A 25203-nucleotide genomic window follows, 5' to 3' on the forward strand; every position below is an offset into this window, starting at 1 on the left:
CCTCTGTTCCAGACAGCCTGTTCCAGACGGCGTTTTCGGATAACGTAAAAAACCCGGCGTTGCGGTTCCCTTCCGCAACGCCGGGCTTTCCGGCTTCAGCACAGCCGGCCCGCGTGCCGTCAACCTGCCGGCATCCTTGCCGCCGCGGATTTCCGGCGAGTTGCCCCGCGCTTCTTGCGCTGCGCCATCGACAGCAGTGTGCCGAGCACGAACAGCGAAGTGACGAGCTTCAGGTCCGATGGCTGGAAGCCGATCACGAGCACGACGGAGATCAGCTGGAAGTAGACGATCGAGCCCAGGATCGGCGCGAGCACCTGACGCGCCATCGACCGGTTGCCGATGATCGCCTCGCCGAGCAGCAGCGCCGCGAGCCCGTTGACCAGCACGCCGAAACCCATGTTCACGTCCGCGAATCCCTGGTTCTGCGCGAGCAGTGCGCCGCCAACCGCGGCGAACAGATTCGCCAGACCGAGACCAACCAGCGTATAGACTTTCACGTTGATGCCCTGCGCCTTCGCCATGGAAGGACTCGACCCGATCGCGCGCATAGCCAGCCCGTGTTGCGTGCAGAGAAGCCAGAGCACGCCGGCGCCGAGCAGCGTATCGATTGCGCCGAGCATCAGGATGCGCGGCAGATAGCCGCCGCCCGTGTCCGGCAGCCACGAAAACACGCTCGCATACGCGAACAGCGCCGAATTCGGTTGCCCCATCACGCGGATATTGACCGAGTACAGCATCGAGAGCACGAGAATGCCGCACAGCAGCGTGTTGATCTTCGCCTTCTCGTGAATATAGGCTGTGAGCAGCCCCGCGGTGAAACCTGCCAGCGCGCCGCCGAGCAGCCCGATCACCGGATCGAAGCCCAGCATCAGCAGCTTGGCGCACACGCAGGCACCGAATGGAAACGAGCCCTCGGCCGTCATGTCGGAGAAGCTGAGAATGCGAAACGGAATCGTGATCGCAAGCGCGATCAGCGCATAGGTCAGACCCTGCATCAGCCCGACCGGGAAAAGCCCGACAAATCCACTGATCAGATTCATGCGTTCACCGTGCGCGTCATGGGTTGCTCTTCGTTGAAGGTCGCCATCAGGCGCTCCATCGTCATCGTGCGCTTCTCCTCGCCCGTCAGATCGCCGACGATACGGCCGTCGCGCATCATCACGAGGCGGTTGCCGTAGTCGAGCGCGTGCTGCATGTTGTGCGTCACCATCAGCGTCGTCAGTTTCGCTTCGCGCACGACCTGCTCGGTCACGCGCATCACGATCGCGGCGGTGCGCGGGTCGAGCGCAGCCGTATGCTCGTCGAGCAGCAACAGCAGCGGCCGCTGCAGCACGGCCATTAGCAGCGAGAGCGCCTGCCGCTGGCCGCCGGACAGCAGCGACGCCTGAGCTTTCATCCGCTTCTCCAGCCCGAGATCGAACGACGCGATGCGGTCGCGAAACGCGTCGGCCTGGGCGCGCGTGAGTCCGAGTCTGAAGCTGCGCGCGAGGCCGCGCTGGCTCGCGACGGCGAGATTCTCTTCCAGGCTCAGCGCCGTGGCCGTGCCGATCGACGGGTCCTGAAACACCCGCGCGATGTACTTCGCCCGCCGGTGCGTCGGCAGCGTGGTGATCTCGCGGCCTTCGATCGAGATCGTCCCCGCGTCCGGGATCACTTCGCCCGCCAGCATGTTCAGGAAAGTCGACTTGCCCGCGCCATTGCCGCCGACCACGACCGCGAAATCGCCGGGCTGCAGTTTCAGCGAGACGTCCGTCAATGCAACACGCTCGTCGACGGTGCCGGCATGGAAGGTCTTGCTGATTCGCTCGACCGAGAGAAGTGGGCTGTCGTTTTCACGCATCGTTATCACCTGGGCGGACCGCTGCGTTTTCAGTTGATCAGACATTGGCAATCCTCGAAGGACTTGGGGATAGTCAGACCGAGCTTCGCGAATTGGCCGCGGCTGATCGAGGTCACATAATTCGACTGCGCCGGCTTCATGACCGGCAGCGTCGAAGTGGCTTCGCCCTTCAGCGCGCGCACCGCCACCCGCGCCGCGTTGGCGCCGACCGATTCGAGCGACACGGCATACGACGCGTCGGCCATGCCCCGCTTAATGGCCTCCGTTTCCGAGCTGATGACCGGCACCTTCATCCGCTGCATCGCCGCGGCCACGGCAGGAATCGCCGACTGCACGAGATTCGAGCCGGTGATATAGACAAAACCCACGCCGTTCAGGAGTTGCGCGCGCTGCGTGATGTCGTTCACGCTGTCCACGCTGACAGGCCGGAACTCGAGCCCCGCGCGCGCGGCGGCTGCCTTGAGCGCCTGTGTCGTGACGACGTCGTTGGCCTCTCCCGAATCGTAAAGCACACCGAACGATTTGACGCCGGGCAGCAGTTTTTTGGCAAACACAAGAACCGCATCGAAGTCCTGCAGATCGGAGGCGCCGGTGAAGCGTTCGCTGCCGTGCGTCCAGCCCGGCGTGAGACCGGCCGCGACCGGGTCCGTGACTTCCGCGAAAACGAGCGGAATACGACGGTTGGCTACCGCGGACAGCGCGACCTGAGACACTGACGTTGTCAGGGTCAGTATCAGCGCGGGATTCTTCGAGAGGATCTGCGAGAACATCTGCGGCATCAACGCTTGCGTGAAATTCGCGTCGCTGTACACGTAGTTCACGTTCTTGCCATCGACGTATCCTTCGCGCGCCATCTCGTCCTTGAACCCCTGGATCGTCTTCGCGAGCGATGGGTGCGGCCCCAGGTTCGCAATGCCTACCGTCACCGGCTGGCTGCTCTGCGCGCTTACCGGCACGGGAGCGGCAAGCCACGCGGCGAGCACGGCCGCCCCCGCTATGAGAGCCCTGCGCCATGTCTGCCGTGCAACGGGCTTGTGACGTGCTGTCGTGTTCGATTCGTTCATTGCAAGTATCCCGGCGGCTGTTTTGAGGTAGGGAATTTGTAGCATCGATACCGCGGACGACCTTATTCGACAGAGCGCTTTTGCCGTTTCGCTAAGAATCTGTTCGCTTTGCCTGGATTTGCGCGCGGTCGAGCACGATCCTCGCGGCACGCTCGCCGCTCGCGCAAGCGCCCGTGAGCAGCGCCTGCGAGGTCCAGTCGCCGCAGTAGACCACCGGCCGCTCGCTCGCGCGCGCCGGGTCTTCCTGCCAATGCCAGAATGCGCGCAAGCGCTCGCCATAGCCCGGCGCGAATACCGGCAACTTGCGCGGTATCCACTGATTGACAACCGCCACCACGTGCCGGTCGAAGTCCGGAATCCGCGCGCGCAACTCGTCGCGCAGCAGCGTATCGATGTCGTCCGTGCAGCCGCGCCGCCGCACTTCTTCCACGGCCTCGGGCGTCAACTGGCAATACAGCTGCGTGAGCGGCCGGCCGCTGGCGGGCGCCGCCGGCATCTGCTGGAACGTCGAGATGCGGCTCGCGATGTCGCGCGACGCGAACTGCATCAGCGCGGGCAGCGGCTGCGCGAAGCCGTAGTGAACGACGCCGAGCGCGTTGTATCGCACCTGGGCGAGCATCTCGCGCTCCGCGGTCTGGGGCGTGCGGATCAGCGCGCCCGCGAGCGAGCCCTCGACCGCGCACACCACGTGGTCGGCCGCCAGCATCCCACCGTCCGCGAGCGTCACCGCAACGCGCAGCACACCGGCTTCGCGGCGGTGCTCGACCGAGGCAACCCGCGCGCCGGTCCGTACGTCCAGTTGTCCGGCGAGCGTCTGGCAGACGAATCCCATGCCGCCTCGCAGCGTGTGGACCGTGTCCTCGCCCACGAGATGCGGCACCGTGGTCCGGTAGAACAGCGACGACAGTGTCTCCGCGTTGAAGCTGCGCGTGGCGCGAAACACCGGATCGACGAGGCTCGCCAGCGCGTGCGGGCCGATTTCGCCGCGTATGTAGTCGGCGAGCGTCAGCCGGTCGGCCTCGGGGTCGACGTCGAGTGCGCTGACCGCCCAGTCCGGGTCGACGCGGCCTCTCTGCAGCCGCATCCGCACCCCGTGCGCGATCAGCGCGAGGCGCTCACCCATCGGCAACCCCGGCGTCATCAGCGAACGCGCGGTCGGCATCAGTTCAATCAGGTGATCGCCCCGCGGCGTCACGCAGCGTGCGCTCAGATTGCGCAGTGGAATCAGCGCGTCGCCGAGCGCAAGATCGGCGATCAGCCGGTTGAACACGCGCCCGAAAGGATAGATGAGCCGGGCGCCGCTGTTGAATACGATCTCGCCGCTGCGCCGGTCGCCCATGCGGCCGCCGACCATGCCGGCTGCCTCCAGCACCGTCACACGCATGCCCGCCTGCTGGAGCCGGTAGGCCGCCGTGAGCCCGGCAATGCCGGCACCGATCACGACGACGTGCGAGCCGTTGCCACGCGTCTTTGCGGCGGGCGCTCCGCCGCCTGCCACGGACGGATCACGCGCGCGCGCGTTCGCCGGATAGAATTTTTCAGTCATCTCGACTCGAAATTGCGTTCAAGGTTTACGCGAGTGGCTTGCCGACCGAACGCGGCACGCGCAGTTCGATCAGCTTGACGCCGGGCTGCGCGAGCGCGGCGGCGAGCGCGGGTGCGAACCCGGCCGTCTCGTCGACTACCCATCCCTTTGCGCCAAAAGCCTTCGCAAGCGCGGCGAAATCGATCATGCCGAGTTCGGTGCCGACACTGCGCCCGAACATTCGCCGCTGCGCGCCGTCGATCGCACCGTACGCGCAGTTGTTGATGACCAGCACGAGCAGCGACACCCCGAGGCGGACCGCCGTCTCCATTTCTTCCACGTGCATCGTCAGGCAGCCGTCGCCGGCAATCGCAACGATCTGGCGCGTCGGCGCGGATACCAGCGCCGCGCCGATGGCCGCCGCGAGGCCGTAGCCCATCGCGCCGCTCTTCGGCCCGAGCTGTGTCCCATAGCGGCGATGTTTCAGATAGCGCTGCGGCCAGACTGCGTACGCGCCCGCGCCGGACGTGACGATCGCGTCCTCGTCCAGCGCGTCGTTCAGCGTTGCGTAGACGGCGCGCAGATCGACGGGGCCTTCGCAGCGTCCGCCCGACACGAACGCGAGCCGGGCCGCGCGCGCATCGGCGAGCCAGCGCCGGCGCTCATCACGCTGCTCGGGCGCGATCCATGGGTCGGCCTGGGCGAAGCTCTCGCGGTGCCAGTCATCGACCGCGGCATTCGGATCGGCAAGAAGCGCCAGGTCGGCGTGATAGACCGCGTTCAGTTCGCCCGAGTCGGAATGGGCATGCACGAGGCGTTGCGGATGCGCACGTCTGTCCGGGTCCGGATCGATCAGCGCGAAGCCTTTGAAACCCTCTCCGAGCGTGTTGAGTTCACCGAGCCGGCCGTTCAGCACGATCAGCAGGTCCGCATCGGCGACACGCGCCGCGAGCGCCGGATCGATCCCGATGCCGATTTCGCCGACGAAAACATCGTCGGCGTGATCGACCAGATCGCGGCGGCGATACGTGGTTGCAAGCGGTATCGCATGCCGCTGCGCGAGCTCGGCGAGCCGCTCCAGCGAACGCGGCTGCCAGCCCGTGCCGCCCGCGATCAGCAATGGCCGGCTCGCGTGCCGCAGCAGATCGCGCAGCGCGGCCAGCTCGTTACCCCCAATCGCAGGCCGTGGCGCAGACGGTATGTGCGGAACCGATGCGCGCGTCTGCGCTTGCGCCACGTCTTCCGGCAGCACCAGCGCCACGGGCCCGCGCCGCCCGCTCATGGCGATGCTCCAGGCACGCGCGAACATCTCGCCAATCCGCTCCGGCGCGTCGATCGTCCCAACCCATTTGGTTAGGGGTCCAAATGCTCGCGGGAAATCGTCGGGTCCGAGCATCGCTTCGCGGCCCGAAATCGCGCGGCTCGCCTGACCGATGACGAGGATCATCGGCGCGCTGTCCGTAAAGGCCGTGTGCACCGCGAGCGTCGTGTTCAGCGCGCCCGGCGCGCGCGCGACGATGCAGACGCCCGGCTGGCCCCTCAACTGTCCGATCGCCTGCGCCGCGTACGCACAACCGGCTTCGTGACGAAAGCTCGCGAGCGCGATTTGCGGCGCATGGGCGGCGAGTGCGTCGACGACTTCCAGCACGCCCTCTCCCGGAATGTACGTGACGACGGGCACGCCGAACGCCGCCAACGTATCGGCCAGAATCCGCGCGCCGCTCGCCGTGGGCTGCGCGTCGCGGGCTATCGTGCTGTCTTTCGGGACGTCGCCCGCTGTTCTTTCCTGACTCATCTGCTCCTCGGCATATCGTTCCTCCTGCAATGCGCATCCGGCCTAGGCTAGGCCAACACGGGAGGCATACCGCTGCCCCGGTGCTCCGCCTCCCGGTGCGGCGCGCTCAGAACCGATGGTAAATCCCCGCGGTGATCGCAACCTGACGTTTGGTGGACGATGCACCGGCTCCGCCGCTCGCATACTCGATGTTCGCATGCTGCGCGTCACCCGCGGCCAACTGGAAGATACCGACCAGGTACAGCGCGGTGCGCTTCGAAAGGAAATAGTTGTTGATCAGCGAGAACTGGTGATATTGAGGACGGAAGTCGGTCGGCTGCACGTCGCCGAGGGTATACGTGTAGTCGAAGTTGACCTGGTAGGCGGGCGTAAAGAAGTGGCTGACGTTCGCTTCAATGTTGGTGTAGCTCGCCCGCCCGTATTGCAGGCCCAGTTGCGCGACACCGAGGTTGTCGAAGCGGCTATGCGTAACGACGAGTCCAGCGAAGGTGCTCGGCGTGAACGCATACTGGCCGCCCGCGCCATACAGCTCCATGCTCGTTGGAGAGATCGCGTAGGAGTACGTCGGCGAGGCAGCCGAAATCGACGCGAATTGCGACGTGTTCCAAAGCCCTTCGCTGGCCGCCTGCGCCGGATGATTCATCCGCATATACGCGGCCGACAGCTTGAGGCTGCCCTGCGCATAGTTCACCCCGAAGCCGAGCGCGCTCTGATTGCCGAAGCTCCCGGCCACACCGCCGAAACTGTACAGCGCGCCCACCTGTAGCCCCCGGTACGACGGCGACACGTACTTCACGGCATTATTCGTGCGGAACTGGTAGTTGAAGTTGTTGTTGTCGCCCACGGTCGCCGTGTAGCCGTTCCACATGAGCGGCGACGAATACTGCGCGAGCCAGTCCTGAGTCAGGTCGTACTGCCGGCCGAACGTCAGCGTGCCGAACGTGTCGTCCTGAAGACCGACGTACGCCTGCCGGCCGAACAGCCGGCCGCCTTGCGCCGAGGCACCGGTGTTCGGATTGAAGCCGCCCTCGATCACGAACACGGTCCGCATGCCGCCACCCAGGTCCTCGACACCGCGAAAGCCCCAGCGGCTCGGGCCATTGGCCGTACCCAGCGAAGCCCCCTTCAGCGAGTTGTTCGAATAGATGAGGCCACTCATGACCACGCCATAAAGTGTGACGCTGGAAGTGGAGGCCGTCGGACTGCTCTGCGCGTGTGCGGCAAACGCCACCGAAAGAAGCATGGCCGTGGTACAGATACGTTTCATCTCAGTAGTCCGGTGAGGAAATCGGTAAGGGATGGAAACTGCATGGATCAGGTCGTGCACGGCGCGTTCACAGATGAACGCATTCGCAGGAGCAAAGACTAAAAAGCGGCACCGCCCATGACAATCGCATCAAAAAAGTTAGAACCGTTTTCCTTCATCTGAGAATCGCTTCACTAGAGCGGCGCGTCTGTCGACGCCGGCTATCCCGCCTGAGCAGACGCGCGTAGCGATCGCGCACCGGACGCGTGCCGGACGCGTGCCGGACGTGAGGCAGCCGCCGCATGCATCGGGGCGCGCGCCGGTTTCATGTGCATTCCGTTTCAAGAATGAGTCAATCGGAACTGTTTGCATCCCGCCAAGGAATTGCGCACACGCGATGGGCGAAAATCCGGCGACTGAAGGCCATCCGCGCGTGGGTGGCAATGTACTCGTCCGATGTACTCGCCCGATGTATTCCCCTCGATGTATTCCCCTGTTCCTCCGGGAACCTTGATGACTGCGAACGCTCCGGCAATTGACGACGACCATGAGCAAAGAGACGCTTTCCCGACACGCAATCGCAGCTTCGGCCACGCGTGCGCGCACTGTTCACGGCGTGAGCATGGGCATTCTCACGCTCGATACCGGCTTCCAGCGCTTGCCCGGCGACATCGGCCACGGCGCGACATGGCGCTTTCCGGTGCAGTACGGTGTCTTGAGAGGCGTGACGGGCCCGCAGGTGATGGCAGCGACAAACGGTGACATCGCGGCCGCGCAGCCGCTGATCGACCGGTTCGCCGACGCAGCGCTACAGCTCGTCGAGCTCGGCGTGGACGGCATCGCGACGAGTTGCGGATTCCTCGTGGCATTCCAGGCTGCGCTCGCGGAACGCTGCACCGTGCCGGTTGCAACGTCGGCGCTGCTGCAGATTCCATCTGTCGCGGCACTGCTGCCGAAACGACAGTGCGTCGGCATTCTGACCGCGCGCGAGGCCGCGTTGACGGCCACGCACCTGCGCGCAGCGAACGCGCCACCCGATCTACCCGTCACGGGCCTGCGCGACGATAGCCGCTTCCTCGAGAATCAGTTAACGAATGCGCCCCGGGTCGATTTCGACGAACAGGCGGACGATCTGCTCGAATGCGCGGACCGCCTGCTGAGCAGTCATCCCAACGTCGGCGCGATCGTCAGCGAATGCAGCAACTTCGCGCCCTACTCGGCTTTGCTGAGCGAGCGGTTCGGCATCCCCGTGTTCGACATCGTCACGATGGTCGAATGGTTTCATGCGGGACTGCGGCCAAGGCGCTTCTGACGCTCCGGTTTCCTGCTCGTGCAACCAGTAAATGTCGACGGCATTTCCGTTCGTACCCGATGTATGACTGCAACACTCAGGCGCGAAATCCGGCCGTGGCGCAATTGCAATGCGCCGGTCTGTCACGCGAGAGCTTTTGACGATCACGCACCAATGAGCGAGCCGGAAGACATCGGCGGATTGTTCAAAGGGCGTCAGAGATTATCCGATTCTTAATATCGGGTGTTGATTTGAAAACGCATTGATTTTTCCGTTCGTGATACACAGCTGGCATTTTCAAAAACAAAATAGTTGGGTAGACTTGGCCTACCTTGATCGATCTGGACAGACGATTGCCTTTTAAAGAAGTTGTCATAAACCTTCATCTCTTTGGAGAACGAAGTGAAAAGGCGAAGGTTTCTCTCATCAATGCTGTTGTTCGCAGCGACCGTCGTGATTGCCAAAGCAAAGGTGATCTACGGTGGCATGCCGTGGGTCAAGGACCCGGTCGTACTGCCGGAACCCGTAACGCCGGATGGCTGGAAATACTTCACCGCGGACGAGGCGGCAGCGGTCGAAGCGATTGCCGACCGTTTGATCCCGCACGACGAAATCAGCATTGGCGGCAAGGAAGCAGGTTGTGCGCTGTTCATCGACCGCCAGTTGAGCGGAGATTACGGCAAAGCCATCACGCAATACCGGCTAGGGTCCGTGACGCCCGGCACGCCGCAGCAAGGCCCGCAGTTTAGCGACACGCCCGCGCAGCGCTACCGTGCCGGCTTGGGCGCGCTCGATGCGCACTGCAAGAAAGCATTCGACGGCAAGGCGTTTGCGGCGCTCTCCGCAGACCAGCAGGACGCACTATTAACGCAGATCGAATCAGGCGAACTCGCGCTCGAGGCCGTCGATTCGCAAGCGTTCTTCAACATGCTGCTGCAGAACGTGCGCGAAGGCTTCTTTGCCGATCCGATCTACGGCGGCAACAAGAACATGGCGGGCTGGAAAATGCTCGGTTTTCCCGGCGCGCAGTATGACTTTCGCGATGTGATCGGCCGCCGCGGCGAAGACCTCAAGATCATTCCGATCAGCCTCATCAACAGGAAGAGTTGACGCGCAGTATCCGCGTCCGGTCAGCACGGGCGCGTCGCAATAGCAAACATAACAGCATGCCCCACATGGCGTTTTGCGGAGAATGACATGGCGGACAAGCGTCCCAAGGTTGACGCAGTCATAGTCGGGCTCGGCTGGGCCGGTTCGCTGATGGCGAACGAACTCACCGAGGCGGGTCTGAACGTGGTCGCGATCGAACGCGGTGCCTGGCGTGATACCAGCAGTGACTTTCCCACCACGATCAGTACCGACGAGTTGCGTTTCTCCACGCGCCGCTCGCTGATGCAGCCTCCCGCGATCGAAACGCTCACGTTCCGTAATAACGTCGCTCAGACTGCGCTACCGCTGCGCGACTGGAACACCTATCAGTTCGGCTGGGGTGTCGGCGGCGCGGGCACGCACTGGAACGGGATGACGTGGCGCTTTCTGCCGACCGATTTCCAGACCTACACGAATACCGTCCAGCGCTATGGCAAGGGCAGGTTTCTCGACGGCATGCAGGTGCAGGACTGGGGCGTAACCTACGCCGACCTCGAACCGTTCTACGACAAGTTCGAGCGCCTCGCTGGCACATCCGGTCGCGCGGGCAACATTCAGGGGAAGATCCAGGAAGGCGGCAATCCGTTCGAAGGTCCGCGCAATCGCGACTATCCGCTGCCGCCTCTCGAGCGCACGCAGGCCGCGATGATGTTCGACAAAGCCACGCGTGGACTCGGCTATCACCCGTTTCCGGTGCCTGCCGGCAACACCTCGGGTGCTTACGTGAATCCGCTCGGCGTGCATATGGCGCCGTGCACGTATTGCGGCTATTGCGAGTTCTTCGGTTGCGGCAACTGGTCGAAGAGCAGCCCGCAAGCCTGTATCCTGCCCGCGCTGATGCAACGCTCGAACTTCAGCGTAATCAGTGAGGCCGAGGTGCTGCGAGTCAACCTCACCGAAGACAAACAGACCGCCACCGGCGTGACCTTTGTCGATCACGAGAACCACGAGTGGGAGCAACCCGCGGACATCGTCGTCATCTCCGCGTACCAGATGGACAACGTGCGCCTGATGCTGCTGTCGGGTATCGGCCAGCCCTATAACCGGGACACCGGCGCAGGCGTCGTGGGCCGCAACTACGCGTATCAGACGATTGCGGGCGCCTCGGTGTTTTTCGAAAACGAGCATCTGAACCCCTTCATTGGAGCGGGTGCGCTTGCGCAGGCCATCGACGATTTCAACGGCGACAACTTCGACCATACGAACCACGATTTCATCGGCGGCGGCGTCGCACTGATTCATTCGACCAATGGCCGCCCGATCGGTCTGGCTAACGGCGTTCCGCCGGGAACGCCGCGCTGGGGCAGTGCATGGAAGAAGGCTTATCAGCATGCCTACCAGAACTACAACTCGATCTACTGCATGGGTAACAGCTACCCGCATCGCGATGTGTTCCTCGATCTCGATCCGACCTACAAGGATCGTTTTGGCCGGCCACTCCTGCGCGTGACCTTCGACTGGATCGAGAACGACAAGCGTTCGGCGAAGTTCATGGCCGACAGGTCGGAAGAGATCGGCCGCGCGATGGGCGCGAAGACCGTGGTGCGCAGTGAGCCGACCGCAAAACCGTTTTCGCCGATGGACAACCTCTCGTCGCATACGACCGGTGGCGCCATCATCGGCGATGATCCGAAAACGAGCGCGCTCAATCGCTACCTGCAAAGCTGGGACGTGCACAACACATTCGTGATCGGTGCGTCGGCGTTTGCGAACAACGGCGGCTACAACCCGACGGGTACGGTCGGCGCCTTGACGCTGTGGGCAGCGCAGGCGATCAGGACGCAGTATCTGAAGTCGCCGGGCCCTCTGGTGAAGGTGTGATCGTGAACAGGAAAAAGACCTTCATCGCTTCTATCGCCGCGCTCGCTGTCGCCGCCGCGGCTTTGTTCGCCTCGGGCCGCACCGGCGTGGCCGACGCGCAAGCCGGTGCGGCGCAGCCCACCGTTGCGCAAACCGCGCCGGCCAATGCCGATGCCGTCGCGCGCGGCATGTATCTCGCGCGTCTGGGCGACTGTATCGCCTGTCATACCGCCGAAGGCGGCAAGCCGTTCGCGGGCGGCCTGCCGCTGCAAACGCCGTTCGGCACGATCGTTTCGAGCAACATCACGCCGGACAAGGACTCCGGTATCGGCGGATGGACCGACGAAGAGTTCATTCGCGCGGTGCGGCAAGGCAGAGGCAGGCATGGCGAGTTTCTGTATCCCGCCATGCCGTACACGGCCTACGTGAAGATCACCGATCAGGACATCCGCGATATCAAGGCGTACATGGATACGGTGCCCGCCGTGCACAATCCGGTCGTGTCGAATCAGTTGCCGTTTCCCTTCAACATCCGTCAGTTGCTGTTCTTCTGGAACCTGCTGTTCTTCGATAACACGCCGTTCAGGCATGACGACACGCAATCGGTGGAATGGAATCGCGGTGCGTATCTGGTCCAGGGACTGGGCCACTGCGGAGCGTGTCATACCGCCAAAAATTTCCTGGGCGGCGACAAGGCGCCGCTGCAGGGCGGTTTGCTGCAAGGCTGGTTTGCACCGGAGATCACAAGCAATCCCTATACCGGCCTCGGTAGCTGGACAACCGACGACATCGTTCAGTATCTGAAGACGGGCGGCAACGATCGCAGCGTCGCGTCGGGTCCCATGGCCGAAGCGGTGACGAATTCGCTTCAGCACGCGACGACGCAGGATCTGCACGGGATCGGCGTGTATCTGCGAAGCTTTCCGGGTTCGAACAACAAGCCGCCGGCGCCGCTCAATGCAAGCGATCCGCTGATGACGGCGGGCCACGATCTGTTCATAGCCAACTGCACGGCGTGTCACCGTTCGTCGGGCGAAGGGGTGGGTGGAATGGTGTCGTCGTTGAGCAGCAGCTCCAGCATCCAGGCGCCGGTCACGACCAACCTGTTGCGCACGATTCTCGTCGGCAGCCGCGGCGCGGTGACGCAAAGCAATCCGACCGGTGCAGCCATGCCGAATTTCAGCTGGAAGCTTTCCGACGCCGAGGTCGCGGCGGTCGGCACCTATGTGCGCAACAGCATGGGCAACGCCGCCGCGCCGGTTAGCAGCGACGACGTCAAGAAAGCACGTGAGAGCCTGGGCGCTCAGGCTCCGCTAGGTATCAGGCAGGCCGCGCAGTAGAAGCAGCAGGGGTCGTTTTTTCGGCGCGATCCTATGTGCCGAAGCTATGGCGCAAATGCGGTGGCAGGCGAGAAACCGCCTGTTTCTTCGAGACATCGACGAGTTGAAAGAACCGCCGCGTCGACATACCGCTTGCAGACTTCGGCGCGCTCGGCCGACAATCGCAAGACAGTCCCATTCCATTGCCGCGCGATTCAAGGAGCGGCGCGCAAGAGACCAGATATTCAGGACACCGCGCCGCCTGCGGCCCCTGACTTCGGCCGCATTGAAGCCGGGCTCGCCCATAGCGCGATAATCGCCGGTTCCGGCGGTGTCCCCCATGGATTCGAGGCGCACCGATCGCGCTTTCTACAGGAGTCGCCTATGCCTATGCCTGATACCGAGCCTCAAGCGGTAGACAGTCCCATCACCGCCAGCGCCATCTTCATCGTGATGACGCTCACCCCCGGCGACGATCATGCTTCGACCGTACGGGACTGGTGCGGCGACGTCGCCGCCTTCGTGCGCTCGGTGGGCAAGCGCGTGCCTTCGGGCTACCTGTCCTGTGTGTGCGGATTCGGCTCGCATGCGTGGGACACGCTGTTCGGCGCGCCGCGCCCCGCGCAATTGCACCCCTTTCGCGAGATCCGCGCGGGCGAGCGTGTGGCGGTCGCCACGCCCGGCGACATTCTTCTGCATATTCGCGCCTCCCATATGGACCTGTGCTTCGAGCTTGCGACGCAGATGCTCGAGCGGCTCGGCGATGCCGTGACCGTGGTGGACGAAGTCCACGGCTTTCGCAATTTCGACATGCGCAGCATGATCGGCTTCGTCGACGGCACCGAGAACCCGCAAGGTCGCGAGGCCACGAAGTTCACGATCATCGGCGACGAGGACGCCACCTTCGCGGGCGGCAGCTACGTCCTCGTTCAGAAGTACCTGCACGACATGAAGGGCTGGAATGCGCTGCCTGTCGAAACGCAGGAGAACATCATCGGCCGCAGGAAGCTCTCCGATATCGAACTCGCGTCCGACGTCAAGCCGTCGAACTCGCACAGCTCGCTCACCACGCTCGACGAAAACGGCGAGGAGATGAAGATCCTGCGCGACAACATGCCGTTCGGACGCGTGGGCGACAAGGAGTTCGGCACGTATTTCATCGGCTACGCCCGCTCGCCTGCGCCGATCGAACAGATGCTGGAGAACATGTTCATCGGCAGGCCGCCCGGCAACTACGACCGGCTGCTCGATTTCAGCCGCGCCGTCACCGGCGGCCTCTTCTTCGTCCCCTCCGCCGACCTGCTCGAAGCGCTCGTCGAACCCGGCGCGCAGGCTGCCGCAGCAAGCGCGCCGCAACCGGACGCACCGGCTGCGGCGAACGGGGACGGTTCACTCAATATCGGCTCGCTCAAGGAACAACGCCATCATGCGTAATCTCCATCGCGAACTCGCGCCCATTTCGGGCGCGGCGTGGGAACAGATCGAAGCGGAAGTCGCCCGCACTTTCAAACGCTCCGTCGCGGGGCGCCGCGTGGTGGATGTGAAAGGACCGGCAGGCGCCACCCTGGCCGCTGTCGGCACCGGCCACCAGCACGCCATCGCGTCGCCGCAGCAGGGCGTGGAGGCGAAGCTCCGCGAATCGAGGCCGGTCGTCCAACTGACCGTGCCGTTCGAGCTGCAGCGCGACGCGATCGACGACGTCGAGCGCGGCTCGGAAGACTCCGACTGGCAGCCTGCCAAGGACGCCGCGCAGGCGCTCGCTTTCGCGGAGGACCGCGCCATCTTCGACGGCTACGCGGCGGCGGGCATCGTGGGCGTTCGCGCGGGTTCGTCCAATCCGCGGATCACGCTGCCCGACAACGTGGGCGACTATCCGAACGTCATCAGCGACGCGCTCGAAGCCCTGCGCCTTGCCGGCGTGGACGGCCCCTACTCCGTCCTGCTAGGCGCCGACGCCTACACGGCGCTCGCCGAAGCACGCGACCGGGGGTATCCCGTCATCGAGCATCTTCGGCGCATCGTCAGCGGAGAGATCATCTGGGCGCCGGCCCTGCAAGGCGGCAGCGTTCTTTCCACGCGCGGGGGCGATTACGAACTCCATCTCGGCGAGGACCTGTCCATCGGCTATCTGAGCCATACGGACAGCACGGTCCGCCTGTATCTGCGCGAGACGTTCACTTTCCTGATGCTCACTGGCGAAGCGTCGGTGCAGGTTGCGCTTTCCCAGGCCGCGCCAGGCGCGCGCCAACCTGTGCAGGACTCGCCGTCCAACGGTTAGAGGTGACCCGATCATGCCTACGCTCTGCGATATCTGCCATGCCCGCCCCGCCGTCGCGCGCGTCGTCGTCAATGAGAACGGCGAGCGCAAGTCGCTGTCGATCTGCGATTACCACTACCGGCAGCTGATGCGTCATCAAAGCATGCTCAACCCGTTCGACTCGCTGCTGGGCGGCAGCGGCCTGTCGCGCTTCTTCGGCGGCCTGGGCGGCGAAGGCGAGCCTGGCGCCGGAGAAACGGGCCTCGAGGCCGAAGTGCCGCGCGAATCCGTCGACGCCACCGACGCGTTCAGCGAGCAGACCCTCGAAATTCTCCAGCGTGCGGCGGAGAAGGCGCACGAGCTGCACCGCAACGAACTGGATACGGAACACCTGCTCTACGTTCTCGCCGACACGGACGTGTGCGCAGCCCTGCTCAAGGAGCTGAAGCTCTCCCCGCAGGACATCAGAAACTATATCGACGAGCATGCAAGGCAAGGCACGGCGAGCGCCGACGCCGACGCTTCGCCCGAAAAGATGACCGTGTCGCCGCGCCTGAAAAAAGCGTTCCAGTATGCGTTCCAGGCCTCCCGCGATCTCGGTCATTCGTATGTCGGCCCCGAGCATCTTCTGATCGGTCTTGCCGCCGTGCCCGATAGTCTCGCGGGCACGCTGCTCAAAAAATACGGCGTGACGCCGGAGGCACTGCGGCAGAAGGTCGTCAAGGTCGTGGGCAAAGGCGCCGAAGACGGCCGCGTCGATACGCCCACGGGCACGCCGAACCTCGACAAGTTCGGCCGCGATCTCACCGCGATGGCGCGCCAGGGCAAGCTCGACCCCGTGCTGGGACGCGCGCAGGAGATCGGGAACACCATCGAAGTGCTCGCGCGGCGCAAGAAGAACAATCCGGTGCTGATCGGCGAGCCGGGCGTCGGCAAGACCGCCATCGTCGAAGGCCTCGCGCAACGCATCGTGAACGGCGATGTGCCCGAGGTGCTGCGCGGCAAGCGGCTCGTGGAAGTGAACATCAACTCGATGGTCGCGGGCGCGAAGTATCGCGGCGAGTTCGAAGAGCGCGCCAAGCAGCTGATCGACGAAGTGACCGCCAAACAGGACGAGCTGATCCTCTTCATCGACGAGCTGCATACGATCGTCGGCGCCGGACAGGGTGGCGGCGAAGGCGGCCTCGACATCGCGAACGTGCTCAAGCCCGCGCTTGCGCGCGGCGAGCTGAGCCTGATCGGTGCGACGACGCTCAACGAATACCAGAAGTACATCGAGAAGGATGCCGCGCTCGAGCGGCGCTTCCAGCCCGTGCTCGTGCCGGAACCGAGTGTCGAGCAGACCATCGTGATCCTGCGCGGCCTGCGTGACAAGCTGGAGGCGCACCACCAGGTGACCTTCACCGACGACGCGTTCGTCGCTGCCGCCGAGCTTGCGGACCGCTATATCACGCAGCGCTTTCTGCCCGACAAGGCCATCGACCTGATCGACCAGGCCGCGGCACGCGTGCGCATCGGCGCCACCTCGCGCCCCGCGGATGTGCAGGAACTCGAAGCCGGGATCACGCAATTGAAGCGCGAACAGGACTATGCATCGTCGCGCAAACGCTTCGATGAAGCGAAGGCCTTCGAGGAACGCATCACGGCACAGCAGAAGGAGCTCGACGAGCAGATGGAAGCCTGGCAGCGCAAGACAGGCACGGAAACGCTGGAGGTCACGGTGGCCTCCGTGGCCGAAGTGGTGTCGCGTCTCACCGGCATTCCGGTGGCGGACCTCACGCAGGAGGAACGCCAGAAGCTGCTCCAGATGGAAGACAGGCTGCGCGAGCGCGTGGTGGGCCAGGACGACGCCGTGGTCGCCGTGAGCGACGCGGTGCGCCTCTCGCGCGCGGGCCTCGGCCAGCAGCACCGGCCGATTGCAACGTTCCTCTTTCTCGGACCGACCGGCGTGGGCAAGACCGAGCTGGCCAAAGCGCTTGCGGAGAACGTCTTCGGCGACGAGCAGGCCATCATCCGCATCGACATGAGCGAGTACATGGAGCGCCACGCGGTAGCCCGGCTCATTGGCGCGCCGCCCGGATACGTCGGCTATGACGAAGGCGGCCAGCTGACCGAGCGCGTACGGCGGCGCCCGTACAGCGTGATTCTGCTCGACGAGATCGAGAAAGCGCATCCGGACGTGTACAACGTGCTGCTGCAGGTGTTCGACGACGGACGCCTCACCGACGGCAAGGGCCGCGTGGTCGATTTCAGCAATACGGTCATCATCGCCACGAGCAACCTGGGCGCTTCGATCATCATGGAGAACCTCGCGCAGCCCGAGGCGAAGCGCAGGAGCGAAAAGGACGTGCGCGAGGAACTGATGAAGGTGCTCAAGAGCCACTTCCGTCCCGAGTTCCTGAACCGTATTGACGAAGTGATCGTCTTCCATGCGCTCTCGAAGGACAACATCCGGTCGATCGTGCAGATCCAGCTCGACCGGCTGGTGCGCACGGCCGCGGCGCAGGACATCACGCTCAAGATAAGCGACGCGCTGCTCGGCCATCTCGTCGAAGTCGGCTATCAGCCGGAGTTCGGCGCACGCGAGCTGAAACGGCAGATTCGCAAGGACGTGGAAACGCGTCTTGCGAAGGAAATACTGGGTGACGCGCTGAAGTCCGGCGACAGCGCTGAGATCGACTACGACGAGGACAGCGGTGAAGTCAGGTTCAACAGGACGCCGGGCGCTGCCGGGCCTCGAGCGGAGAAGGTTGCCGAGGGTGCCGGCGCGAAGCAGGACGCTGAAAAGGCCGCTGAAAAGACTGCTGATAAGGCTGCTAAAAAGACCGCAAAGGCCGCGCCGGCCGGAGAACGGCCTTCGGCAGGAAAGGAACGCAAAAAGCGCGGCTAATGTGAATCCGGGCGTGAGCGCCGAGTGATTGATAAGAAGTCACGCGGCGCTCCGCACGGCTCCTCACGAACCCATCCACCCACCGCCGGCATCCGTCACGAAGCCCCTCGAGCGCCCCTCCTCGATCGCATTAGCAGAATTAGCGGACGCCGCTCGTCTCCCCATCCGCGCAACCGCCTGCGCGCAATGCTAAAGTACAGCGTTTTTTTGACGTCGCACTAAGGCACATATACAGGCTCACCAGGGGCCGGGGGGACGAGAGTTGGATAGCGTTGAGAACGTGCGCGCATTCCTGGCCGTGGTCGAAGTCGGCAGTTTTGCCGGTGCGGCACTCAGGCTGGGCCTCGCAGGCTCGGTGGTCACCAAACGGGTCAGCGCACTGGAAAAAGAACTGAACATGCTGCTGTTCCAGCGCACCACACGTAGTCTTCACCTCACGTCCAGCGGCAGGGAAACGATCGCGGCCGCGAGGAGTTTTCTCGCTTCGTACGAACGTCTGATGAGCGCCCCCGTCGATGATGGCCCTGCCCTGTCGGGCCGTCTTCGGATCAAGGCGCCCTCTTCGTTCACGAATCATTTCCTCGGCAAGCTCCTGAACGACTTCTTCCGCGCCCACCCGAAGGTGGATATCGAACTGCAACTGACGAACCGCCCGGTCGATCCGTTGCTCGAAGGTTTCGATTTCGTCATTACCGGACTGCCGGTCGCATACGACGGCGTCGAGGAATTCCCGCTCTGCCCGTTTCGCCGTCTCGTTTATGCAGCGCCGTCCTATCTGGAACGATATGGCGAACCCTCGCATCCGTCCGAGCTTCGCGCGCATCAATGCCTGCTGTATTCGTACCTGAGCCCGGTGCGAAACTGGACCTTTAGCGAACGCGGGTCCGGCGGCATCGACGTCACCGTCAACGGCGCGTTTTCGACCAACGACATCGATGCCATGCATCGCGCCACGGTCGACGGTCTGGGCATTGCCGTCCTGCCGCGCTATCGCGCGAAGGCCTGCGTGCAACAGGGGCAGCTCGTGCAAATCCTGAAAGGCTTCGACCTCCCCGACTTCTGGATCAAGGTGTTGCGTCCGGCCGATCACAACAACCCGAAGCTGTTTCGGGCGCTGCTCGATTTCCTGACGCAGGGCCTGACCGACCTCGCGAAAGAAGACGACTTTCTCTAAGGCATCGCCAGCATCCAGCGTAAGCGTGGCGCCCGCTTCCGGCCCTTCCACCCGATATTTTCCAAAATCCGCGTTCTGAACTTCCCGTTTGCCGCTATTTCCGCGACGTCGTTTCGGAGATGATTTTTCCCCACCCGTCTTCCAGCCTGGATGCGGGAGGAAAAAAGCGGGTGGGCAACTCGCCGCCCCGACAAACAGGAGACGCAATGAAATATCTGGTGGCCTGCCTGCCATTGGCGGTATGCGCATATGCTCACGCACAAAGCAGTGTGACGTTGTACGGCGCGGTCGATAGCGCATTGACCTATACGAACAACCAGGGCGGCAAAAGCGCGCTCCAGACCTACAGCGGCGGCCGCGCGGGCGACAAGTTCGGTTTGCGCGGCGTCGAGGATCTGGGCTCGAATCTGAAGGCCGTCTTCGTGCTCGAAGCGGGTTTCAGCATCGAGACAGGCGCGTTCCAGCCGGCCAACACGCTGTTCGGCCGTCAGGCCTATGTGGGATTGAGCGGCGACTGGGGCAACCTGTACCTCGGCCGCCAGTACTCGATGACGAACGACTATTTCGTGCCGTTGAGCACGAGCATGCTGTTCGCCGGCGGACTCGGCGCGACGCTCGGCGATATCGATGGCTCGTGGAACTACAACAAGATCAGCAACGTCATCAAGTATGAAAGCCCTGTGTATCACGGCTTCAACTACAGCGCGATGCTGAGCCTGGGCGGCACGGCAGGCGACTTCGCGAATAACCGCGTGTATGGCGCCGGCGCGCAGTATGCGAACGGCGGGCTCGTCATCGCTGGCGCCTATATGAACATGCGCACGCCGGCCACCTCGATTTTCGGTGCAACGAGCTCGCCAGTCGCGGGTGCCGCATTCGCCAATCCGGTCAGCAACCCCATCTTCCAGAACTATGTGAGCGCGACGAGTCAGCAGGTGCTGGGCGGCGGCGCGAAATACACGTATGGGCGATCGCAGGCGTCGTTCCTCTATTCGAATGTCCGTTTTCTGGACATCGTACGCACGGCGTCGAATCGCAACGCGCCCGCCAATGCCGCGTTCAACAACTACCAGATCAATTACGGCTTCAACTTCACGCCGGCGACGATGGTAGGCGTCGCATGGCAATACAGCGCGGCACCGCACAGCAATTACAACTCGTTCGCGGCGGGCACGTCTTATCTGTTCTCGAAGTCGACGTACGTGTACGGCATGTGCCTGTGGCAGCATGCGAGCGGCGTCGATTCGACGGGCGAGACGGCCGTCGCCAATCTGTTCGGTCTGACGCCGTCGAGCACGGCCAATCAGGTGGCCGTGCGCGTCGGACTGCGGAAGATGTTCTGACCGGAATGAAACGTGGCAAGCCTCGCTTGCCCGATACTGACGATGGATGCAGGAGACAGCAATGAAAGAAGGTCGATCGATCGACGTTCAGGAGTTTATCGACATACAGCCGCTTGGACGCTTCCAGGTGCTCGTCATCGCGTTGTGCTTTCTGACGGTGGCGATAGATGGCATAGACATCGGCCTCGCCGCTTATATTGCGCCGTCGGTACGCGCTGAATGGGGGCTGACGGTCGCGCAACTCTCGCCGATCTTCGTGTTCGGGCTGCTGGGGATGATGGCGGGGTCGCTGGTGTTCGGGCCGCTTGCGGATCGCTACGGGCGACGGCCCGTGTTGCTGCTATCGGTCGGATTCTTCGGGGTGGCGACGCTGCTGAGCCTGTACGCCACCAACGTGATGGAACTCGCCTTGCTCCGGTTCGTGGCGGGCGCGGGCATTGGCGGTGCAACGCCGACCGCCGTCACGCTGACCGCCGAATACGCGCCCACGCGGCGGCGCCTGACGATCATCACCGTCATGCTGTGCGGCAACTCGCTCGGCTCGGCGCTCGGCGGCGTGGTCGCCTCGCAGGTGATTTCACGGTTCGGATGGCACGCGATGCTGCTGGTCGGCGGCGTCACGCCGTTGCTGCTGTTGCCGGTGTTGTGGCTATGCCTGCCGGAATCGATGCGCTTTCTCGCACTGCGCCGGCCCGCGCAGCAGACCGACTTGCAGCGGCTCGCGCGCCGGATCGCGCCTCGATCGTCTGCGAATGCGAACGGCCAGGGGGCCAGTGGCGAAAGCAGCCGCTTCGTGGCGCACGAAACCCGGCAGATCCGCTCCGCTGTCCGCGAGTTGCTGGTTACGCCCTATCGGCGCGGCACGCTGCTGCTATGGACGACGTTCTTCATGGGTCTGTCGGTGCTCTTTCTGATGTCGAGCTGGCTGCCCACCATCATCACGCACTCCGGCGCGTCGATGAAGTCGGCTGCCTTGACGACCGCGCTGTGGTCGGTTGGCGGAACCTGCGGCGGACTGCTGCTCGGCCGCGCGATGGATTTCGCCGCGCCTCACCGCGTTCTCGGTTGCGCGTATGCGCTGGGTTGCGTCGCGATCTACACGGTCGGCCAGGCTTATACCACGCCGGCGCTTCTCGGCCCTGTCGTGTTCCTGGCGGGGCTCTGCATCAGCGGCTCGCAAGTCGGCATCAACGGACTGGCGGCGACGCATTACACCACGGCGAACCGCGCAACCGGCGTGGCGTGGGCAACCGGCATCGGCCGCTTCGGCTCGATCTTCGGCTCGGCGATAGGCGGCTTCCTGCTGTCTTCCGGTCTCGGCTACGGCACGCTGTTCACCCTCGTCGCGCTGCCTGCCTCGGTTGCGGCGTTGTGCATGTTCGGCATGCCCGCCGCGCCTCGTCCGATGCTGCAGACGCGTTCATCGTGAATCGACTTCGATCAAAGGAAAATCGCATCATGGCTTGTGGCGGTTCAGCGTTTCTCGCGCTGTGGAACGACGTCGACGCTGAATTCGACGCCGAATACAATCGCTGGCACACCGTCGAGCACGTGCCCGAGCGTGTCGGTATTGCAGGCTTCATTGCGGGGCGGCGCTACGTATCCGCCGCGCCTGCGCAAGCTCGCTACTTCACGCTGTACGCGCTCGAAGATGCGGGTGTGTTTGAATCGGCGGCTTACCGCGATGTCATCGACCGGCCTACACCGTGGTCGGCATCCATGCGGCCGCTGTTGCAGAACGTCGTGCGGGCACCTTGCGATATCGTGGCTTCGCGTGGCGGCGAGTCCGGCAACGGGATTGCCTGTGTGCGCATCACGTCTTCACGCACTGTGCCGCACGACTGCGAGGCGCTTCTGGACGCGTGTCTCGCGCTGCCGGGCGTGACGGCCGCGCACCTCGGGGTCACGCGCTCATCGGTGCCGGGCGCGTTCGAGAAATGGTCCCGCGACGACAATCCGACCCATGTCATGCTGATCGACGGCGTCAGCGAGGAAAGCTTGCGCGCGTGCTTCGACGCGCTGGATCGGCTCGTCAGCGCCCATTTCGATCCGGCATGCGCCGCGCTGATCGACGCGTATCACCTTGCGTTCGAGATCAGGCATGCGCAGGTCGACGCATCATTGCTCAGAGTGGCGCCCGCTTCGGCGCGCTCACGCTGAGCCCGTTATTGTCAGGAGCAAGAGATGCAGGCATTGCGTAAAACAACACCCGAATTCGGGTTGAAACTCTGTGAGGTCGCGCAACCGGCAAGCCCGGCTGCCGGTGAGGTAATCGTCGATGTGGCCGCCGCCGGAATTTGTGGCAGCGACGTGCATATTTACGACTGGTCCGGCGGCTACGACTTTCTGAAAAAGGCGTTTCCGGTGACGATCGGTCATGAGTTCGCCGGGAAAATCGCCGAGCTCGGCGCCGACGTTGGCGCATTGCGAGTGGGGCAACCGGTCGTCGTGATTCCTTCGGTCGAGTGTGGCGCGTGCGCCGCCTGCGTGGCCGGCCGCCTGGACGAATGCCGCGACCGCCGCGGCATCGGCATGCTGCGCGACGGCGGCTTTGCGCGCTATGTCAGTGTGCCCGCGATGAACTGCCTGCCCCTGCCCGACACGATGGACCTGGGCATCGCGGCACTCTGCGAGCCGTTGTCGATCGCGATGAGCGCGATCAAAGCGGCCGCAGTCGCCGCGGGTGACACGGTGCTCGTAATGGGACCGGGCACGATCGGGCAAGGCATCGGCCTGCTCGCGAAAGCGCGCGGTGCGAAAGTCGTGGTCGCAGGTTACGACGACGAGGACCGCCTTCGCAATGTCAATGCGCTCGGTATCGACGCCACGCTCGATCTGAAAACCCGGCCGTTGTCCGATGCATTGACGCTCGCGGGCGTCGCCGAGTTCGACATCGTGATCGAGGCAACCGGGGTGCCCTCCACAGTCCAGGCGGGTCTCGATCTGCTGCGCCCGTCGGGCGTGCTGGTGATCTGCGGCATTCATGGCGCGCCGGTCAGCTTCGACGCGGCAAAGCTGGTGCGCAACCGCCATCAGATCCGCGGCACGTACCGGGCGTCGCGCGCGACCTGGGGCGAAGTGCGTGACTTCGTCGTCGCGCATCAGGCAGAACTTGCACCGATGGTGACGCATCGTTTGCCTTTGACGAGCGCGATCGAAGGCTTTGAAATGGCACGCAACAAGATCGGCTCGAAGATTCTGTTGATGCCTTGAACACCGGGATATCGCCGTCAGGGAGAATGAGATGCAGCGCTATCTGGCGTCGTGCCACTGCGGCAACGTAAAGTTCGCTTTCTGCACGCAGGTGGACGAACTCGTGATGTGCAACTGCTCGTTATGCACACGCCGCAATGCGATGATGCTAACCGTGCGTCGAGACGCGCTGCAGATTCTGAGCGGCGAGGACTCGCTGACGCTATACCAGTGGAATACGCATGCTGCCCGCCACTATTTTTGCACCCGGTGCGGCGTGTACACGTTTCATCAGCGGCGCATCGATCCTGAGGTGTACGGCGTCAACGCGTTCTGCGTCGAAGGGCTGGATGTGGCCGCACTGCCCGTGCGCAAGATGGATGGACGAAGCAGATAGTCTCCGCCGCGCCACGGGTCTCAGCGAATCGATGTGCGCCTCACCGGCGCGTTTCCGTGCCGGCGAAGATACGCATGCCAATCCGTGGTAATCGGTAGCGACACCGTTCCGGCGGCGCCCTTTACAGAGCTCGCACGATGCCACCGTCGACCCGGATGTTTTGACCAGTGATGTAACCCGCGCCATCCGACAACAGAAACGTTACCGTTCTGGCGATTTCCTGCGTCTTGCCAAAACGGCCGACCGGTATACGCGCCACGATCTCCGGCGTTTCCGGCCAGCTGTCGATGAAACCCGGCAAGACTGAATTAATGCGGATGTTCTCCTTCGCATAGCGATCCGCATACAGGCGTGTGAATGCGCTGAGCGCCGCACGCAGGGCGGAAGAAATCGGCATGGCCTGTTCCGGCGCATCTGCCGCGAAGCTTGAAATGTTGACCGCCGCGCCGCCGCCCTGCTGCAGAAAAACCGGCGTGACATGGCGCAGTACGCGGGCCACATTCAGCACGATCAGATCCAGCCCCTCGTGCCACTTGTCGTCCTCGATCGCGAGGAGGTCGCCCTTCGGCGGGTGGCCGGTGTTGTTGACGACGGCATCGATACGGCCATATTTCGCCAGGGTTTCGCGAACGAAACGATCGATGTCGGCCTCTTCGGTCACGGACCCTGTAACACCCAGGCCGCCCAATTCCCTCGCCAACTCGACCGCGCTGCCCGATGGCGACATCAGCGCCACGCGATAGCCATTCGCCGCGAGGTCTCTCGCAATCGCGGCTCCCATTCCCTTCCCCGCTGCTGTTACCAGTGCCACTTTTTCTACAGCCATCTTGCTCTCCTTTACGTGTCGACTGCGAGCCATCGCGATGTTTCCGCCCTGCGGCAGAGATACTTTATGGCGCTGGGGTGAGCTTGTCGAACGAT

General features: G+C 63.7%; 20 protein-coding genes. 13 read left to right on the forward strand and 7 right to left on the reverse strand.

Annotated features, from left to right (window positions below; genetic code table 11):
- Positions 1-119: 119 nt before the first annotated feature.
- From B9Z01_RS17070 to B9Z01_RS17095, 6 genes are all read right to left on the reverse strand, one after another.
- Positions 120-1040: an ABC transporter permease gene (locus B9Z01_RS17070; RefSeq protein WP_085485106.1), complete on the reverse strand. Its 921-nt coding sequence runs from the start codon at positions 1038-1040 to the stop codon at positions 120-122.
- Positions 1037-1840: an ABC transporter ATP-binding protein gene (locus B9Z01_RS17075; protein ID WP_244196072.1), complete on the reverse strand. Its 804-nt coding sequence runs from the start codon at positions 1838-1840 to the stop codon at positions 1037-1039. The genes B9Z01_RS17070 and B9Z01_RS17075 overlap by 4 nt, the downstream gene beginning before the upstream one ends.
- 29 nt (positions 1841-1869) lie before the next feature.
- Positions 1870-2904 (reverse strand): ABC transporter substrate-binding protein, encoded by a 1035-nt coding sequence (locus tag B9Z01_RS17080; RefSeq protein WP_085485110.1) that lies wholly within the window; start codon positions 2902-2904, stop codon positions 1870-1872.
- A gap of 91 nt (positions 2905-2995) precedes the next feature.
- Positions 2996-4450 carry a protoporphyrinogen/coproporphyrinogen oxidase gene (locus B9Z01_RS17085; protein ID WP_085485112.1) on the reverse strand — a complete coding sequence of 485 codons (1455 nt, stop codon included), beginning with the start codon at positions 4448-4450 and terminating at the stop codon, positions 2996-2998.
- A 25-nt stretch (positions 4451-4475) separates the two neighbouring features.
- Positions 4476-6224, reverse strand: coding sequence for a thiamine pyrophosphate-dependent enzyme (locus tag B9Z01_RS17090; RefSeq protein ID WP_085485114.1), 1749 nt, complete (start codon positions 6222-6224; stop codon positions 4476-4478).
- Positions 6225-6330: 106 nt separating this feature from the next.
- A complete protein-coding gene (locus B9Z01_RS17095) occupies positions 6331-7491 on the reverse strand; it encodes a porin (RefSeq protein WP_085485116.1) in 1161 nt (386 codons plus the stop codon).
- Between the two features lie 526 nt (positions 7492-8017).
- Between B9Z01_RS17095 and B9Z01_RS17100 the strand changes: the two genes are divergently transcribed.
- From B9Z01_RS17100 to B9Z01_RS17160, 13 genes are all read left to right on the forward strand, one after another.
- Positions 8018-8782 carry an aspartate/glutamate racemase family protein gene (locus B9Z01_RS17100; protein WP_085485726.1) on the forward strand — a complete coding sequence of 255 codons (765 nt, stop codon included), beginning with the start codon at positions 8018-8020 and terminating at the stop codon, positions 8780-8782.
- Between the two features lie 408 nt (positions 8783-9190).
- A complete protein-coding gene (locus B9Z01_RS17105; RefSeq protein ID WP_208626047.1) occupies positions 9191-9871 on the forward strand; it encodes a gluconate 2-dehydrogenase subunit 3 family protein in 681 nt (226 codons plus the stop codon).
- A gap of 87 nt (positions 9872-9958) precedes the next feature.
- Complete coding sequence (locus B9Z01_RS17110) at positions 9959-11731, forward strand: GMC family oxidoreductase (protein ID WP_085485120.1); 1773 nt, start codon at positions 9959-9961, stop codon at positions 11729-11731.
- A 2-nt stretch (positions 11732-11733) separates the two neighbouring features.
- Positions 11734-13050 carry a cytochrome c gene (locus tag B9Z01_RS17115; protein WP_208626050.1) on the forward strand — a complete coding sequence of 439 codons (1317 nt, stop codon included), beginning with the start codon at positions 11734-11736 and terminating at the stop codon, positions 13048-13050.
- A 363-nt stretch (positions 13051-13413) separates the two neighbouring features.
- Entirely contained in the window at positions 13414-14463 is a 1050-nt protein-coding gene (locus tag B9Z01_RS17120; RefSeq protein WP_085485122.1) for a Dyp-type peroxidase, read from the forward strand.
- Complete coding sequence (locus B9Z01_RS17125; protein WP_085485124.1) at positions 14456-15307, forward strand: family 1 encapsulin nanocompartment shell protein; 852 nt, start codon at positions 14456-14458, stop codon at positions 15305-15307. The genes B9Z01_RS17120 and B9Z01_RS17125 overlap by 8 nt, the downstream gene beginning before the upstream one ends.
- A 13-nt stretch (positions 15308-15320) precedes the next feature.
- Positions 15321-18176, forward strand: a complete 2856-nt coding sequence (locus B9Z01_RS17130; RefSeq protein WP_085485126.1) for an ATP-dependent Clp protease ATP-binding subunit — start codon at positions 15321-15323, stop codon at positions 18174-18176.
- 262 nt (positions 18177-18438) lie between these two features.
- Positions 18439-19350, forward strand: coding sequence for a LysR family transcriptional regulator (locus tag B9Z01_RS17135; protein ID WP_085485128.1), 912 nt, complete (start codon positions 18439-18441; stop codon positions 19348-19350).
- Positions 19351-19556: 206 nt separating this feature from the next.
- On the forward strand, positions 19557-20693 hold the full coding sequence (locus B9Z01_RS17140) for a porin (RefSeq protein ID WP_167387504.1): 1137 nt from the start codon (positions 19557-19559) through the stop codon (positions 20691-20693).
- A 61-nt stretch (positions 20694-20754) separates the two neighbouring features.
- Positions 20755-22122 (forward strand): MFS transporter, encoded by a 1368-nt coding sequence (locus tag B9Z01_RS17145; RefSeq protein WP_143808960.1) that lies wholly within the window; start codon positions 20755-20757, stop codon positions 22120-22122.
- Positions 22123-22151: 29 nt separating this feature from the next.
- Positions 22152-22853 carry a hypothetical protein gene (locus tag B9Z01_RS17150; RefSeq protein ID WP_085485134.1) on the forward strand — a complete coding sequence of 234 codons (702 nt, stop codon included), beginning with the start codon at positions 22152-22154 and terminating at the stop codon, positions 22851-22853.
- A gap of 24 nt (positions 22854-22877) precedes the next feature.
- Positions 22878-23906 carry a zinc-dependent alcohol dehydrogenase gene (locus tag B9Z01_RS17155; protein WP_085485136.1) on the forward strand — a complete coding sequence of 343 codons (1029 nt, stop codon included), beginning with the start codon at positions 22878-22880 and terminating at the stop codon, positions 23904-23906.
- A gap of 31 nt (positions 23907-23937) precedes the next feature.
- Positions 23938-24282: a GFA family protein gene (locus tag B9Z01_RS17160; protein WP_085485138.1), complete on the forward strand. Its 345-nt coding sequence runs from the start codon at positions 23938-23940 to the stop codon at positions 24280-24282.
- A gap of 121 nt (positions 24283-24403) precedes the next feature.
- Here B9Z01_RS17160 and B9Z01_RS17165 read toward each other — a convergent pair whose 3' ends face one another.
- Positions 24404-25108 (reverse strand): SDR family oxidoreductase, encoded by a 705-nt coding sequence (locus B9Z01_RS17165; RefSeq protein ID WP_085485140.1) that lies wholly within the window; start codon positions 25106-25108, stop codon positions 24404-24406.
- Positions 25109-25203: the final 95 nt, after the last annotated feature.

Origin of the sequence: Paraburkholderia susongensis (assembly GCF_900177725.1) — a bacterium.
GTDB lineage: Bacteria > Pseudomonadota > Gammaproteobacteria > Burkholderiales > Burkholderiaceae > Paraburkholderia > Paraburkholderia susongensis.